The sequence below is a fragment of the Arthrobacter monumenti genome (genome assembly GCF_054511255.1).
In genome coordinates, this window is the sequence record NZ_JBTNCY010000005.1 from 158,744 (window position 1) to 173,323 (window position 14,580).

General features: G+C 62.0%; 16 protein-coding genes and 2 tRNA genes. 8 read left to right on the forward strand and 10 right to left on the reverse strand.

The features are described from left to right. Positions 1 to 12: 12 nt before the first annotated feature. From ACX80B_RS09095 to ACX80B_RS09130, 8 genes are all read left to right on the forward strand, one after another. Positions 13 to 2,235: an RNA degradosome polyphosphate kinase gene (locus ACX80B_RS09095; protein WP_459295286.1), complete on the forward strand. Its 2,223-nt coding sequence runs from the start codon at positions 13 to 15 to the stop codon at positions 2,233 to 2,235. Then, positions 2,235 to 3,188 carry an NUDIX hydrolase gene (locus ACX80B_RS09100; protein WP_459295288.1) on the forward strand — a complete coding sequence of 318 codons (954 nt, stop codon included), beginning with the start codon at positions 2,235 to 2,237 and terminating at the stop codon, positions 3,186 to 3,188. The genes ACX80B_RS09095 and ACX80B_RS09100 overlap by 1 nt, the downstream gene beginning before the upstream one ends. A gap of 75 nt (positions 3,189 to 3,263) precedes the next feature. Further along, complete coding sequence (locus ACX80B_RS09105) at positions 3,264 to 3,668, forward strand: YkvA family protein (protein WP_459295290.1); 405 nt, start codon at positions 3,264 to 3,266, stop codon at positions 3,666 to 3,668. 70 nt (positions 3,669 to 3,738) lie between these two features. Further along, a complete protein-coding gene (locus tag ACX80B_RS09110; protein WP_459295292.1) occupies positions 3,739 to 4,542 on the forward strand; it encodes a thymidylate synthase in 804 nt (267 codons plus the stop codon). After that, positions 4,539 to 5,060 (forward strand): dihydrofolate reductase, encoded by a 522-nt coding sequence (locus ACX80B_RS09115; protein WP_459295294.1) that lies wholly within the window; start codon positions 4,539 to 4,541, stop codon positions 5,058 to 5,060. The genes ACX80B_RS09110 and ACX80B_RS09115 overlap by 4 nt, the downstream gene beginning before the upstream one ends. 73 nt (positions 5,061 to 5,133) lie before the next feature. After that, complete coding sequence (locus tag ACX80B_RS09120) at positions 5,134 to 5,355, forward strand: type II toxin-antitoxin system Phd/YefM family antitoxin (RefSeq protein ID WP_459295296.1); 222 nt, start codon at positions 5,134 to 5,136, stop codon at positions 5,353 to 5,355. A 100-nt stretch (positions 5,356 to 5,455) separates the two neighbouring features. Continuing rightward, positions 5,456 to 6,607 (forward strand): aspartate-semialdehyde dehydrogenase, encoded by a 1,152-nt coding sequence (asd, locus tag ACX80B_RS09125; RefSeq protein WP_459295298.1) that lies wholly within the window; start codon positions 5,456 to 5,458, stop codon positions 6,605 to 6,607. 55 nt (positions 6,608 to 6,662) lie between these two features. Beyond that, on the forward strand, positions 6,663 to 7,115 hold the full coding sequence (locus tag ACX80B_RS09130) for a hypothetical protein (RefSeq protein ID WP_459295300.1): 453 nt from the start codon (positions 6,663 to 6,665) through the stop codon (positions 7,113 to 7,115). On the opposite strand, the gene ACX80B_RS09135 is transcribed toward ACX80B_RS09130, so the two are convergent. The 10 genes from ACX80B_RS09135 to ACX80B_RS09180 all read right to left on the reverse strand — a co-directional run bounded on the left by ACX80B_RS09135 (position 7,110) and on the right by ACX80B_RS09180 (position 14,513). Next, positions 7,110 to 8,180, reverse strand: coding sequence for a UDP-N-acetylmuramate dehydrogenase (locus ACX80B_RS09135; RefSeq protein WP_459295302.1), 1,071 nt, complete (start codon positions 8,178 to 8,180; stop codon positions 7,110 to 7,112). The two genes, ACX80B_RS09130 and ACX80B_RS09135, sit on opposite strands and share 6 nt — an antisense overlap. Further along, a complete protein-coding gene (locus ACX80B_RS09140) occupies positions 8,177 to 8,608 on the reverse strand; it encodes a MaoC family dehydratase (protein ID WP_459295304.1) in 432 nt (143 codons plus the stop codon). Before ACX80B_RS09140 ends, ACX80B_RS09135 begins: the two co-directional genes overlap by 4 nt. Further along, complete coding sequence (locus ACX80B_RS09145) at positions 8,605 to 9,054, reverse strand: FAS1-like dehydratase domain-containing protein (protein WP_459295305.1); 450 nt, start codon at positions 9,052 to 9,054, stop codon at positions 8,605 to 8,607. The genes ACX80B_RS09140 and ACX80B_RS09145 overlap by 4 nt, the downstream gene beginning before the upstream one ends. Positions 9,055 to 9,116: 62 nt before the next feature. Continuing rightward, complete coding sequence (locus ACX80B_RS09150; RefSeq protein WP_459295307.1) at positions 9,117 to 9,329, reverse strand: hypothetical protein; 213 nt, start codon at positions 9,327 to 9,329, stop codon at positions 9,117 to 9,119. A 17-nt stretch (positions 9,330 to 9,346) separates the two neighbouring features. Continuing rightward, positions 9,347 to 10,270 carry a DUF2797 domain-containing protein gene (locus ACX80B_RS09155; RefSeq protein WP_459295309.1) on the reverse strand — a complete coding sequence of 308 codons (924 nt, stop codon included), beginning with the start codon at positions 10,268 to 10,270 and terminating at the stop codon, positions 9,347 to 9,349. An 89-nt stretch (positions 10,271 to 10,359) separates the two neighbouring features. Further along, entirely contained in the window at positions 10,360 to 10,926 is a 567-nt protein-coding gene (locus ACX80B_RS09160) for a type 1 glutamine amidotransferase domain-containing protein (protein WP_459295311.1), read from the reverse strand. A gap of 158 nt (positions 10,927 to 11,084) precedes the next feature. After that, positions 11,085 to 11,161, reverse strand: a tRNA-Met gene (locus tag ACX80B_RS09165). A gap of 60 nt (positions 11,162 to 11,221) precedes the next feature. Then, positions 11,222 to 11,293: transfer RNA gene (locus tag ACX80B_RS09170), tRNA-Thr, on the reverse strand. 90 nt (positions 11,294 to 11,383) lie between these two features. Further along, complete coding sequence (locus tag ACX80B_RS09175) at positions 11,384 to 13,318, reverse strand: DEAD/DEAH box helicase (protein ID WP_459295313.1); 1,935 nt, start codon at positions 13,316 to 13,318, stop codon at positions 11,384 to 11,386. A 520-nt stretch (positions 13,319 to 13,838) separates the two neighbouring features. Next, positions 13,839 to 14,513, reverse strand: coding sequence for an MOSC domain-containing protein (locus ACX80B_RS09180; protein WP_459295315.1), 675 nt, complete (start codon positions 14,511 to 14,513; stop codon positions 13,839 to 13,841). Positions 14,514 to 14,580: the final 67 nt, after the last annotated feature.

Below are 14,580 nucleotides of genomic sequence, written 5' to 3' on the forward strand. Positions count from 1 at the left end.
AAGGAGAATGTCATGGAACCCCAGACAGCGGCGATTCCCACAACACGCTTCGGCTCGTCCGAGGTCGCCCCGGCGCGTGCCACCCAGGACCGCATCGACATACCGGAGTTTGAGCCGAGCCTGACGCCGGCCGGCGATGTCGGTCCGGACCGTTTCCTCGACCGTGAAGTCAGCTGGCTGGACTTCAACGCCAGGGTGCTGGAGCTGGCCGAGGATCCGAACATGTACCTGCTGGAGCGGGTGAATTTCCTCTCCATTTTCGCTTCCAATCTGGACGAATTCTTCATGGTCCGCGTGGCCGGCCTCAAGCGCCGGATTGCGGCCGGGCTGGCCGTTCCCTCCCCCGCCGGACTCAGCCCGGTGGAACAGCTCGAGCTGATTGGCGATGAAGCGCAGGAGCTGACCAAGCGCCATGCCCGGATTTTCGAGGAACAGATCCGTCCGGCGTTGGCAGACGAGTCCATCTACCTCACACGATGGGCCGAGCTGGATGAGCAGTCCAAGACCTACCTGCGAAACCTGTTTTCGGAGAAGGTCTTCCCTATCCTGACGCCACTGGCCGTGGACCCGGCGCATCCATTCCCCTATATTTCCGGGCTGTCGCTGAACCTCGCCGTCGTCGTGCGTAATCCCATCAGCGAAAAGGAACTCTTCGCCCGTCTGAAGGTCCCCGACCAACTGCCGCGTTTGATCTCCGTGGACGGACCGCGTGCCGGCCGGGTTCCTGGCCGGGTGGCACGGTTCATTCCACTCGAGGACGTCATTGCCGAGCATCTGGACCAGCTCTTCCCCGGCATGGAGGTCCGCGAGCACCACACCTTCCGCGTCACCCGCAACGAGGACCTCGAGGTGGAGGAGGACGACGCCGAGAACCTGCTGCAGGCGCTGGAAAAGGAACTCCTGCGACGCCGGTTCGGCCCGCCGGTGCGGCTCGAAGTCACCACCGACATCAATCCGAGCATCAAGTCCCTGCTGGTGCGCGAGCTCGGCGTCGAGGAGGATGAGGTCTACGAGGTTCCGGCGCCGCTGGATCTGCGTGGATTGAGCGTGATCGGAAACATCGAGCGCACGGATCTGCGGTATCCGCGGCATGTGGCGCACACCAGCCGTTTCCTGAATGAGAGCGAGACCTCCAAGGCGGCCAACGTCTTTGCCGCCATGCGCCGCCGCGACATCCTGCTGCACCACCCTTACGATTCGTTCTCCACCTCGGTGCAGGCTTTCCTGGAACAGGCCGCATCGGACCCCAAGGTGCAGGCCATCAAGCAGACGCTGTACCGAACCTCCGGCGACTCACCCATCGTCGATGCCCTGGTGGATGCGGCCGAGGCCGGTAAGCAGGTCCTGGCGCTGGTGGAGATCAAAGCGCGGTTTGATGAACAGGCGAACATTTCCTGGGCGCGCAAACTGGAGCAGGCCGGCGTGCACGTGGTGTACGGCATCGTGGGCCTGAAAACGCACTGCAAACTGTCCCTGGTCGTACGGCAGGAAGTCGACGGGCTGCGCCGCTACTGCCACATCGGCACCGGCAACTATCACCCGAGCACCGCCCGTTACTACGAGGATCTCGGCCTGCTCACCGCGAACGACGAAGTCGGCGAAGATCTCTCGAGGTTGTTCAACCAGCTCTCCGGCTATGCCCCTAAATCGACGTTCAAACGGCTCCTCGTTGCCCCAAGGTCGGTCCGTTCCGGGCTGATCGACCGGATCGAGAAGGAGATCGCCAACAAGAAGGCCGGCCTCGCCGCCCGGGTGCAGATCAAAGTCAACAACATGGTTGATGAAGCCATTATCGACTCCCTCTACCGTGCCTCGCAGGCTGGAGTGAGCGTCGACATCGTGGTCCGCGGTATCTGCTCGCTGCGGCCGGGAGTACCCGGGCTGAGCGAGAACATCCGGGTCCGCTCCATTCTCGGGCGGTTCCTGGAACACTCGCGGATCTTTGCCTTCGCCAACGCCGGTGACCAAGTGGTCTACATGGGTTCCGCCGACATGATGCACCGCAACCTGGACCGCCGGGTCGAGGCCCTGGTCCAGCTCAGTTCAACAGAGGATATTTCCGCCATGGTGGCACTGCTTGACCGTTATATGGATGACGCCACATCAAGCTGGCACCTTGAACCCTCCGGAGAATGGACCCGCCATCACCTTGACGAAGACGGAAAGCCGCTTAGCGACGTTCAGTCCTGGCTGCTGGCCTCCCGTGCCCGCCAGCGAGCGGCGGCCCGCCGCTGATGGCCGGAAAGTCCCGGCGCGCCGGATACGCCGGTATGGCGGTGCGCGCGGCAGGTGCTCTGTGCTGGCGCAGCCGTAGAGGCGAACTCCAGCTTCTGGTGATTCATCGTCCCCGCTACGATGACTGGTCTTGGCCAAAGGGAAAGCTCGACGACGGCGAGACCCTTCCGGAGGCCGCCGTGCGCGAGGTTGCTGAAGAGGTTGGTATCCGGATCAAGCTCGGTATCCCGCTTCCGTCCATCCAATACAAGGTCAACTCCGGGATGAAGGAAGTCCTCTACTGGGCTGCTCACGTGGACGAACAGGAGCCGCTTCCGGACGGCGACGAAGTCGATCAAGCTGAATGGGTCAGTCCCGACAAGGCCAAGGCGCTGCTCTCCAACCCGTCCGATATCGATCCATTGAACGCTCTGGTCGAAGCTTTCGAGGAGGGCCACCTGCCGACCTGGCCCATCATCCTGTTGCGGCATGCCAAGGCCAAGCCGCGCTCGTCCTGGACCCTGGCCGAAGGAGACCGGACCCTGGTCGCGTCCGGGCAGCGGCAGGCCAAAGCGGTCGGACGCCTGCTGACCGCCTGGGGCCCCAACCGTGCATTGACGAGTCCCTGGGTGCGCTGTGTACAGACGCTGAAACCGTATGCCAAAACCGCCAAACTGAAGATCAAGCAGATCGATGCGCTGACGGAAGCGTCGCACAAGCGCCAGCCGAAGAAGGCACGCGCGGTTGCCGAGGGTGTTTTCGAGAAACGTAAACCGGTCATCATCTGCACCCACAGGCCGGTTTTGCCCACGTTGCTCGAGGTATTCGCCCCGAAAATGAGCGACGAAGACGCCGCCAAGCTCCCGACGTCGGATCCTTACCTCAGTCCTGGTGAGATCATCATTCTGCACGTCAGCGCCCTGGACAGCCAGCGGATCGTCGCGGTCGAACAGGTCAAACCCTTCGACGACTAAGTACCGGCAGTTCCCGTCTCCGGCCCAACGGTCAAATCCGGCGGATGCACAAGTCCGCTTGATTGGAGTTGAAACATGTGGTGGGAAACGCTGATGGTAGTCACCGCCGGACTGTTACTGCTCTGGCTGCTCCTGCTTGCCGCTTTATGGATTGCACAGAGAGGGCAGAAAGAGCCGGCGTCGCTGCGGGAGGCGCTCCGGTTGCTGCCAGACGTCGTTCGGTTGCTCCGCCGCCTGGCCTCCGACAAAACACTGCCCGGCAGCGTGCGGGTTCGATTGTGGCTGCTGTTGGCCTATCTGCTCTCACCGATCGACCTCGTACCGGATTTCATTCCGGTTATCGGTTACGCAGACGACGCGATCATCGTTGTTCTCGCGCTTCGTTCCGTCATCCATGCTGCAGGTCCCGAAGCACTCGAACGGCATTGGCCCGGCACACGCCAGGGGCTGAGGTCGCTCCTCCTTCTTGTTCCCCGCTAAACCAGGATCATTTTGTTTCCCAGCACGTTCGCCGCACCCTCGTCGATGACTCGGTGGATAGGATGGACGAGTGAGCATTGAGACCCCGTATGAAGACCTCCTCCGCGACGTGCTGGCCAACGGCACGTCCAAATCCGACCGGACCGGCACCGGCACCCGCAGCGTTTTCGGCCGTCAGCTTCGCTTCGATCTGAGCAACAGTTTCCCGCTTATCACCACCAAGCGGGTGCACTTCAAGTCCCTCGCCCTCGAACTGTTGTGGTTCCTGCGCGGCGACTCGAACGCGAAGTGGTTGCAGGAGCGCGGGGTCAAGATCTGGAATGAGTGGGCAGGTGACGACGGCGATCTCGGCCCGATCTATGGCGTCCAGTGGCGCTCGTGGCCGACGCCCGACGGCGGCCACATCGACCAGATTGCCCAGGTTGTCGAGGGACTGAAAACGAATCCGGATTCACGCCGGCACATTGTGTCCGCTTGGAACGTATCCGAGCTGCACAACATGGCGCTGCCGCCATGCCACGTAATGTTCCAGTTCTATGTGGCGGATGGGAAGCTCTCCTGCCAGCTCTATCAACGCAGCGCGGACCTGTTCCTCGGAGTGCCATTCAACATTGCCAGCTATGCACTGTTGACCAGAATGGTCGCGCAGCAGACCGGCCTTGAGCCCGGCGAATTCATCTGGACCGGCGGAGACTGCCACATCTATGACGACCATATGAGCCAGGTGACCGAACAGTTGACGCGGGACGCCTATCCCTATCCGCAGCTGCAACTCGGACGGAAGCCGGCTTCGATCTTCGATTACGAATACGAGGATTTCGACATCGTGAACTATCAGCACCACCCGACCATCAAAGCGCCGGTCGCCGTATGATCGGCATGATCTGGGGCCAGACACCGGATGGAGTTATCGGCCGCGATGGCACCATGCCGTGGGATGTCCCCGAGGACATGGCTCACTTCACCTCGACGACGAGGGGCCACCCGGTCATTATGGGCCGGCGGACCTGGGAATCCTTTCCTGCGCAGTTCCGTCCGCTGCCCGGCCGCGCGAACATCGTCATTAGCGGCAATCAGGACCAGCGGCAGGCCCTGGCCGATGCCGGGGCCATCGCCGTCGGGAGCATGGAGGCAGCTTTGGATGCCGCGGCGGCCAGTGAGGGCGGCGAGGAGATCTGGGTCATTGGCGGTGCCGGAATCTTCGAATCCATGCTGGGTAGAGCCGACACCGCTTCGGTGACTGTCATCGACGTCGATGAAGCCGGCGACACCTTCGCCCCGGCCCTGAAGGACGGCTGGACACTAACTGCCAGCGATCCGGAACAAGGTTGGCACCAATCCCGCAAGGACGCGCGCTACCGCATCGAAACCTGGACACGAAACGGCTCCTGAGCAAACCGCATAACCGCTAGTCCTCCGCCCTGATCCTTTCACAGCGGAGGTTGACCAACTAGAGTTGGTCAACATGGGACAGTACAACGTCCAGGATGCCAAAACCCGCTTCTCGGAGCTGTTGCAACTTGTGGAACGTGGCGACGAGGTTATTATCGCCCGCTCGGGGCACCCTGTTGCCAAGCTGGTCAAACTTGAACGTCCGGCCAAACGCGCACTTGGATTCCTTGGCCTCTCGTCAAAGGAGCCACGCTCATTACGGCTGACGAAACGATGCAACGTTTCGAGCCCTTGAGCACTATATGGTGATCGGCACGGACCGAATGGACTCCGGCCGGAACGGAACGTCGTCGTCATCAAATTGGCGATTTGCGCCGGAAAACTAGAATGGAGGTATGACTTCCTTCGTATCCGGCAGCTCAACTCCTTCTGTAGGCCTCATTGGCTGGCGCGGCATGGTCGGCTCCGTGCTGATGCAGCGCATGCAGGATGAGCGTGACTTCGACCTGATCAATCCGGTCTTCTTCTCCACCTCGAATGCCGGTGGGGAGGCTCCTGACTTTGCAGCCGGTGCCGGGAAGCTGCAGGATGCTTACGACGTCGAGACACTCGCCAAGTTGCCCATCATTGTCACTGCCCAGGGTGGCGACTACACCTCCGAGATATATCCGAAGCTGCGCGATGCAGGGTGGGATGGCATCTGGATCGACGCCGCTTCGACGCTGCGGATGAATGACGATTCCATCATTGTGCTGGATCCGGTCAACAGGGATGTTATCGACGCCGGCCTCTCCCGTGGGGTAAAAGACTTCATCGGCGGCAACTGCACGGTATCCTGCATGCTGATGGGCCTGGGTGGACTGTTCAAGAACGGTCTGGTGGAGTGGGCCACGGCGATGACCTACCAGGCGGCCTCCGGTGGCGGTGCCCGGCATATGCGCGAACTCATCAACCAGTTTGGTGAGCTTCACAGCGCCGTTGCCAACCACCTCATTGACCCGGCCTCCGCGATCCTGGAGATCGACCGCGGCGTTGTTACCCAGCAGCGGAACCCGGAAATGGACGCCTCACACTTCGGTGTCCCCTTGGCCGGTTCGGCCATCCCGTGGATCGATGCCGACTTGGGCAATGGCCAGTCCAAGGAAGAGTGGAAGGCCGGCGCAGAGACCAACAAGATTCTCGGCCTCAATGTCACCGATGGCGCCAGGATTCCCTTCGACGGGTTGTGCGTCCGGATCGGAGCCATGCGTTCACATTCGCAGGCGCTGACGATCAAGCTCACTGAAGACCTGCCGCTGGCGGAAATCGAACAGCTCATCGAGCAGGACAATGAATGGGCAAAGGTCGTTCCCAATACCAAGGAAGCGACCATGGAGCAGCTCACGCCCGTTGCCGTCACGGGGACCATGGACGTACCCGTCGGCCGGTTGCGCAAGATGGAAATGGGACCTGAGTACCTCAGCGCCTTCACCATCGGCGATCAGCTGCTGTGGGGCGCCGCGGAGCCGTTGCGCCGGATGCTCCGTATCGCCACCGGAAACCTGTAGCACCCCGGCTTCACTACTTCAGTTTCTGTCGGTGCCGGCTGGCACTGTGGGGGCTATGAAAAACCCAACAGTTGACGAGATACTGACCGGATTCCTGGCTACCAGCTGCTTCAACAAACAACCTGCCACGTGTTCACGCTATCGACGGGTCGATGCTCAATTGCGGCGGTACCTGGAGGCAACGGGACACCGCTTCCTGGAGAGTTCCAAGGTTGAATTGCTCGGCCTGGAGCAGGCGTACGAGCTGGATGGCGCGTGCTCCAGGATCATGATCGCCGAGGACCTTGTTCATGCCTTGGCAGACTTTCTGCGTGAACCGTGGCTGCTCCATGACGGCAACGACAGGCGTACCCAGATCAGCCAGACATCGAGGCTGGCCCAGTGGCTCTGCAGCCGCGGACTGGTCGACACCCAGCTGGACAGTTGCGCCTTGATCGAGGCGCGGATCGCAGTTGAACATGCCAGGCAAGGCTACACCCGGGATCCGCGGTCCTCGCACGGGTTATAGGGTGCAGCCAATCAGCAGCGGTTCGGGAACCAGCTTGATGCCGAATTTCGCCTCGACTCCGTCGCGTACGGTGCGCGCGACGTCCAGGAGGTCCTGGGCGCTGGCCCCGCCCCGATTCGTGACAGCCAGCGTATGCTTCGTCGACAGGGAGGCAGGGCCATCCGGCAGCCCGAATCCTTTGGCGAAGCCGGACTGGTCTATCAGCCAGGCGGCACTGAGCTTGACCCTGTCGTCGGCCTCTGCGAGGCCGGCCACCACCGGATAGCGGGGGGCGCCGGCCGGCAGCGTGTCGGCGACTGTGCGGTCCACAATGGGATTGGTGAAGAAGGACCCGGTACTGAAGGTGTCCCGGTCCTCCGAATCGAGAACCATGCCCTTGGAAGCACGCAGTTTGAGGACTGCCTTGCGCGTCTGCAATGCGTTGGCACGCTCCCCGGGCTCAACCCCAAGCACCCGTGCGAGTTCGGCATACCGGATTGGTGCGCTCCCCCGCCCCAGAGCCAGCTGGAACTGGACGGTCAAGACCACATACCGGGGCGAGCCGTCCACCGTGGTGCGCTTGAGCAGCGAATCCCGATACTCAAACTTGAGGTCCGAATTGGCGAAAGTCTTGATGGCGTTCTTTTCCCGGTCCCAGGTCCGGATGCTCGCTATGGTGTGCGAAACGTCAGCGCCGTAGGCGCCGACATTCTGCACAGGTGATGCCCCCATCAGTCCAGGAATGCCGGACAACGCTTCCAGGCCGGACCAGGCATGCATCACGGCGGTACGGACAAAGTCGTCCCATGGATGGCCCGCCTGGACTTCGACGAACACCCCCGCCATCGTATCCCTGGACTTGATTGTGTAACCTTCGGAGGCGATCTGGAGCACCGTGCCCGGAAAGCCGTCGTCGGACACGATGAGATTCGATCCACCGCCGACAATCAGCAGACGTTCTCCGGCGGCGTCTGCCGCACGAACTGCGTCAACAATTTCCTGCTCGGTATGCGCCTTGACGTATTTGCGGGCCGGGCCGCCGACCGCCGTCGTCGTCAGCTCCGCCAGATTAACCGTGGATGTCACCAAAGCCGAACGACCGCCTGCGCCTTGACCAACACCTTTTGACCTGCCGACGTGACCGTCAAGTCGACCCTGGCAGTCGAATTGTTGGCATCAATGGCGCCCAGCACGCCAGTGACTTCGATTTCCGCACCCGGACCCTCATCCAGGTCTTCGACGGGAACAGGCTTCGTGAAACGGGTTTGATAATCCACGACGGCGGCAGGGTCACCGGCCCAGTCGACCACCAGCTGGACCGCCGCACCCATGGTGAACATGCCGTGCGCGATCACGCCGGGCAGTTCCACAGACCTGGCGAACCGCTCATTCCAATGGATGGGGTTGAAATCTCCGGACGCGCCGGCGTAGCGGATCAGGTCCGCGCGTGTGACCTCAATGGTTGTCGTACCGATCTGCTGACCGACTTCGAGTTGCTCCAGCGAAACGCTCACTGCTCTTCCCCCCGCACGATGATCGAAGACTTGGTGGTGGCGACTTTCTCGCCCTCGACGGTGGAAATTTCCGCCCGCGTGGTAACCATGGCGCCGGCGCCCATTGCCCGGACCGAATCGACGTGCAGTTCGGCAACCAGCTCGTCACCGGCCACAATCGGATGATGGTGCGTGAACCGCTGATCCGCATGCACAACCCGCGTGAAGTCGATTCCGGCGCTGTCATCCTCGATCAGCTGTGCATCAGCGCGCTGGGAAACGATGATCGCGAACGTCGGCGGCGCCACCAAATCCCGGTAGCCAAGCTCCTGGGCCGCATCGACGTCGTAGTGGGCCGTATTGGTGGCCTTGACTGCACGGGCGAATTCCCGGATCTTTTCCCGCCCAACAAGATACGGCTCCCCGGCCGGGTAGCTGCGGCCGGCCAAATCAGGATCGATGGCCATGGAACTCCTCATTCTGTAGGCATGTAGGTTGAGTCTGCATCCAGCCTACAAGTACCTGCAGGCTATCGGCGCTTCCCTGGGCGGCGGAAGAAGATGCTGGCCACGTAGCAAATGAACCCGATTCCCAGCAGCGGAAGGGCCGTCCAGGTCAGGAACCCGTTTTCGGTTGTGATCCCGATGATGGAACAGAGGATGCCGGTACCGGTGAACGCCAGTCCCAGGACTACAAAGAGGCGGTACTTCGGCGATCCGGTGTCCCATGGGTTATTCAGCATGGTTTCCATGGTATTTGCTAGAAGAGGGACTCCTGCACGGCGGGTACCTCAGAGCTGTACCGCCCAAACTCGATGCGCTTTCCCTTCAGCCGCGACAGGTCGGCCAAAAATTCCACATCGGAGTCGTCAATGCCGGCCCGCACGTAGCTGCCGTGCGCGGCGCTGATCCGCAACCCGTGCCGGCCCTCACCCAGTTCGTATGGGTACAGGACGCCCGGTCCCGCTTCACACACTGCCTTCGCCGCTTCGGGCCGGTGCCATTGTTCAGAAACTGAGTGCGAGCCTGATAGCCCACTGCCACCGTCGAGCATGGACCGCACCTGCGCAGCTTTGGCCCTGTTGATCCGGTCCACCTCCTTGGGTGGAAGCGGATTTGCGAGAGCCGCCAGCTTGGCCGCCGACCGGACAGCCTGGCTGAGACCGAGATGATCCGTAACAGCATCCTCCAAACGGCGAATGATCCGGCCGTCTTCGGCCCAGCCAACATAGCTTGCGACGACGGCGCCCTGTTCAGCGAGCCTGCTGAACTTACTGCGGTGGGAAGCCGTTCCCACTTTCGAAGCGCCGTCGGCGAACGTGGCAACGTAAAGCCAATGCTCCTGGTCGACGTAGGCCTGCATTCCAGGAGGGGCGATGCCGCTGCGGTGGATGTCGTGCAGGAACCGGAAGTCGTCGCGGGAAAAGCACCTTCCGCATTGGAACCCACGCTCGGCATGGCTATAATCCACGCAGCCGAACTGCTTCCGGGAGGTTGGACCCTCGACAGTGCTGTAACCGAGGCAATGCCGCACACCCGGCGTCGTCAAGACCTGGAAGCGGAGTTCGGTTCCGGCCTCCAAATGGAACTCTTCGGAGGTGGAGTCAGCTCCGGACAAGCCGAGTACAGGGCCGCGCGGCGTCCACGAGACACCTCGGACCAGGTACGGGCTGTTTGCTTTCACGGCTCCCCTCAAATGAATGCGCCGGCAACGATTAACGTTACCGGCGCATTGCTGGCTGGAGAACACTCCACACGGAGCGTCAACGCAAATTAGACAGTTTGTTTCGAGTGCTTTCCTTCGGCCACTTCTTCCACCAGTTTGGAGCAGAAGGCGGGCAGGTCATCCGGGTTACGGCTGCTGACCAGTCCTGCATCAACCACAACTTCCTTGTCGATCCACTCGGCGCCCGCATTCTTCAGGTCGGCTGCCAGCGTGTGGTAGGAAGTCATCTTGCGGCCGCTGACCACTCCGGCGTCGATCATGATCCAGGGACCATGGCAAATCACCGCTACAGGTTTCTGGCTGGAGAAGAACGAGCGGGTGAAGTCCTGCGAGTCCTTATCGACACGGATCTGATCCGCATTGAATACACCGCCGGGGAGCACGAGCGCGTCATAGTCATCGGCCTTCGCCTCCGCGACGCTGACATCGACCGGGAAGTCATCTCCTGGATCGGTGTGGTTGAACCCCTTGATGCTGCCGCTCTTCGGCGATACCAGCACGGGCTGTCCCCCGGCCTGCTTCACCGCGTCCCAAGGCTTCGTGAGCTCCACCTGCTCGACGCCGTCGGTCAACAGAAATGCGACCTTCTTACCGGAAATATCGTGTTCAGCCATGCTTCCTCCTTGCAATAGAGCGTGGATGTCAGGAATGACCTTTCGCTATCCATTTTAGGAAGCCAGGAGATACTAAGCAAGCTGAGCTTCTAATTTGTCGACCGACGCTGACATGGAAAATGCCCCCGGAACCCTTGCGGATTCCAGAGGCATTCGAGTGGTAGCGGTGGGGAGGCTCGATCTCCCGACCTCACGATTATGAGTCGTGCGCTCTAACCAACTGAGCTACACCGCCATAAATGAGAATGCCCGCGTAGACCGGTCAAAAACCGTTCTGACGCGGGCTCCCATTGCGAGCCCCCCACCGGAATCGATCCGGTGACCTCGTTCTTACCAAGAACGCGCTCTACCACTGAGCTAGGGGGGCAACGAGGAAAAACTTTACCAGTTAATCCCCGCAGAAACGAAATCCGCTGATCCGCATCATGCCGCGGATCAGGACGGAATTCGGAGGAGCTTAGTACTTCTTGCCGTGCCGGGGCTTGCGCTCGCCTTTACCTGCGCTGGCGAACTTCGAGGCGCCGCTGTCGCCGTCGTGATTCTTGTTGAACGAGCGGTCGCCGTCGTACTTCTTCTTGAAGTCCTTCTTGAATCCGGCGCCTTCGTTCTTATTCAAGCTGCGGTCGCCGCCGCTCTTCTTGAAACCGCCGCGGGCCGGGGCACCGCCGCTGCTGGGACGGCGTCCCTTATCCAGCTCGAGGTGGATAAGCTCGCCGCCAATGCGGGTCTTGGAAAGCGCACGCCACTGGTCCTTGGACAACTCTGCGGGAAGCTCCACCAAGGTGTGGTCGGAACGGATGTCGATCCCGCCGATCTGGCCGGAGGTCAGGCCACCCTCGTTGGCGATGGCGCCGACGATGGAACCGGGCATCACGCGCTGGCGGCGTCCGACGGCGATCCGGTAGGTGGCGTTGCCCTCGGTCAGGGTGCGGGTCGGTCCGCGGGAGCCGAAGCCGTCCTTGGAGCGGTCCTTCTTCTGGTGCTCGGGAACCTTCGGCAACTCCTTGACGAAGAGCGGCTCGCCGCCCTGGGCCATGAACGCCAGCGCAGCGGCGATCTCGGCAGCCGGGACGTCATGATCGTCCTCGTAGTTGGAGATCAAATCACGGAACTGGGCAACGTCCTCGCTGGAGAGCGTTTCGGTGATGCGCTCGGCAAACTTGCCCTGGCGCAGCTCGTTGACCTTATCCGCACTGGGAAGGTGCATCTGCTCGACCGGCTGGCGGGTTGCCTTTTCAATGGCGCGCAGCAGGTACTTCTCCCGCGGAGTCATGAACAGGATGGCATCACCCGTGCGGCCCGCGCGGCCGGTGCGGCCGATCCGGTGCACGTAGGACTCGGTGTCGTGGGGGATGTCGTAGTTAACGACCAGGGAGATGCGCTCGACGTCAAGACCGCGGGCGGCGACGTCGGTGGCGACGAGGATGTCGATCTTGCCGTCACGCAGCGCCTCAATGGTGCGCTCGCGCTGCTGCTGCGGAATGTCGCCGTTGATGGCTGCGGCGCGGTGTCCGCGGGACCGGAGCTTGTCGGCCAGGTCTTCGGTTGCCACCTTGGTGCGCACGAAGGTCAGCACGCCGCCGTATTCTTCGACCTCAAGAATGCGGGTCAGGGCATCAAGCTTGTGCGGGCCCATGACCTGCAGGTAGCGCTGGCGGGTGTTGGCGCCGGTGGTGGTCTTGGACTTTACCGTGATCTCGGCGGGGTTGTTCAAGTACTTCTTCGAGATCCGGCGGATCTGCGACGGCATCGTGGCCGAGAAGAGCGCCACCTGCTTGTCGTCCGGGGTCCCGGAGAGGATCTGCTCCACGTCTTCGGCGAAGCCCATCCGCAGCATTTCGTCGGCCTCATCGAGGACCAGGTACTGCAGCTCGGACAGGTCGAGCGAGCCCTTGTTGATGTGGTCGATAACGCGGCCGGGGGTACCGACGACGACCTGGGCGCCGCGGCGCAGGCCGGCCAGCTGGGGGCCGTAGGCCGAGCCGCCGTAAACGGGCAGCACGGTGAAGTTTTCCAGATGCGCGGCGTACGAGGAGAAGGCCTCGGCAACCTGCAGGGCCAGTTCACGGGTCGGAGCCAGCACCAGAATCTGCGTGGCCTTCGACGGCGGCAGGTCGGCCATCCGGGACAGTGCGGGAACCGCGAATGCTGCGGTTTTACCGGTACCGGTCTGGGCCAGGCCGACGACGTCGCGGCCTTCCAGCAGTGCCGGAATGGTGGCTGCCTGGATGGGCGACGGCTTTTCATAGCCGACGTCGGACAGCGCTGCGAGGACGCGGGCGTCGATGCCGAGATCGGCGAAACGCACCTCGGGCTCTTCGGTTTCGGTGGATGTAGCTTCAGGCGACGGAGCTTCGGTGGTGGGCTCGACGTCGTCGTAGTTGCTGGGCAAGAGTTACCTCATTCATATGGGTTGAAGGCATCGCGGCAAGTGCGCCGCTGGACGAAGAAACCCGGCCTGTTTCAATCCCTGGCAAGGCCTCGCATCACAACTTCTGGGCTGCACTCCCGGCAGGCACGTGTGACGTTTTCTTCTCGCCGGCGCTCCCATATGAAAATGCCCGCTGCTGCGGGCCCCAACACAACGAACCTGTCCCAGTGCAAACATCTGGGCAGAATAAAAAGGGAATACCGGTGTGGGGGATGTTTCCAGTCTACCTTACGGTTCTCAGCCGGTGAACCTCAGGGCGGCTGGCAGCCTCGTGAGGTTCGGCACAGGTGCTAAGTGGCCAGCGGACCGGATCTTGTTCGGCACAGGTGCCAGGTGCCCAACGGACCGGATCTTGTTCGGCACAGGTGCCAGGTGCCCAACGGACCGGATCTTGTTCGGCCCAGGAGTAAGATTTGCCGGATTCGAGCAATTCGAGCGCTGCCCGCCACTGTTTTACTCCTCAGCCGAACATCAACTCAATTCAGCTGATAGTCGTAGAAGCCGTGCGGTTCAGGGCCTTGTCCACATAGCTGCGCAGGGAGTCCGCCATCTTGAACTCGCCGGCTGCGGCCGAGCCGAGCAGGGCCTGGGCATCGCGTGGACTGCGTTCGGTAAACCAGCGGCCGGAGGTAACGCCGTGGGTGGGCCGGTACAGCACCTCGACAGCGTCGCCCGCTTCGATGGTGCCCGTCTTCAGAACCCGGAAGTAGGCGCCTACCAGCCCCTCCTCGGCGAACCGCTTTACCCACTGCGGCTCTGCCATGTGCGTGGCGAAATTAACGCACGGGACCCGTGGCATCGTGACCTCGATTTCCACCTTGGAACCGATCCGCCATCGCTCTCCAATGACCGCACCGGTGGTTTCAATCCCCTGCGTGCGGAGGTTTTCGCCGAACAGACCCGGCGGGACTTCGCGACCCAGTTTCGCCGCCCAATGCTCCGCATCCTCCTGCGAATACGCGTACAGCGCCTTGTCCACACCGCCGTGGTGCTTCCGGTCAGCCTGCACATCGGCGAACAGCCCGAGCCGGTGAACCTTGACCGGTCCCTCGGCCGCGCGTTTGTCGATCGCTGTGACACCGGGAGCGCCGCCGATCGGTTCGAGCTGGTGCACCCGGCAAATGGCGAGCAGCCGCGGGCCGGCAGAACTGGTCATGACACTATTTTGCACTGCTGCCGTTACATAACGGGCAAACCACGACGCAAGGGGACCACTAGGCTGG

Coding starts and splice junctions, on each gene's coding strand:
- ACX80B_RS09095 (WP_459295286.1), top strand. CDS start 13: ATGGAACCCCAGACAGCGGCGATTCCCACAACACGCTTCGGCTCGTCC.
- ACX80B_RS09100 (WP_459295288.1), top strand. CDS start 2,235: ATGGCCGGAAAGTCCCGGCGCGCCGGATACGCCGGTATGGCGGTGCGC.
- ACX80B_RS09105 (WP_459295290.1), top strand. CDS start 3,264: ATGTGGTGGGAAACGCTGATGGTAGTCACCGCCGGACTGTTACTGCTC.
- ACX80B_RS09115 (WP_459295294.1), top strand. CDS start 4,539: ATGATCGGCATGATCTGGGGCCAGACACCGGATGGAGTTATCGGCCGC.
- ACX80B_RS09120 (WP_459295296.1), top strand. CDS start 5,134: ATGGGACAGTACAACGTCCAGGATGCCAAAACCCGCTTCTCGGAGCTG.
- asd (WP_459295298.1), top strand. CDS start 5,456: ATGACTTCCTTCGTATCCGGCAGCTCAACTCCTTCTGTAGGCCTCATT.
- ACX80B_RS09130 (WP_459295300.1), top strand. CDS start 6,663: ATGAAAAACCCAACAGTTGACGAGATACTGACCGGATTCCTGGCTACC.
- ACX80B_RS09145 (WP_459295305.1), bottom strand. CDS start 9,054: ATGGCCATCGATCCTGATTTGGCCGGCCGCAGCTACCCGGCCGGGGAG.
- ACX80B_RS09150 (WP_459295307.1), bottom strand. CDS start 9,329: ATGCTGAATAACCCATGGGACACCGGATCGCCGAAGTACCGCCTCTTT.
- ACX80B_RS09160 (WP_459295311.1), bottom strand. CDS start 10,926: ATGGCTGAACACGATATTTCCGGTAAGAAGGTCGCATTTCTGTTGACC.
- ACX80B_RS09180 (WP_459295315.1), bottom strand. CDS start 14,513: ATGACCAGTTCTGCCGGCCCGCGGCTGCTCGCCATTTGCCGGGTGCAC.